Raw genomic sequence first — 269 nt, forward strand, 5'->3', positions numbered from 1 at the left:
GATCCGGAGTTGTATCCGCAAAATCGCCCGGAACTAAAAACTGAGCAGGAACACCCTGCGCGCTTGCACTTCTTCGATGACGAAAAGGACGGTACCGACACCCAGGCCTTTATCACCCACCACGACGAAGTGGTCCTGATATCTGTGCGAGGCACATTCAGCAAGGCCGACGCGCTGCGGGATGCAAATGCCCACCAAGTTGTTTTCGCTGACGGCGTCGGCAAGGCGCATCAGTCTTCCTTATCTTTGATCAATGTACCGGTGGTTGC

The 269-nt window shown here is 55.0% G+C and carries 1 protein-coding gene; it reads left to right on the plus strand.

The annotated features are described in order from the left end of the window. Positions 1 to 269 (plus strand): hypothetical protein (locus AC0L20_RS41105; RefSeq protein ID WP_473295844.1); only part of this gene is annotated, 269 nt, incomplete at both ends.

The organism is Bradyrhizobium sp. Kon58, assembly GCF_055807455.1.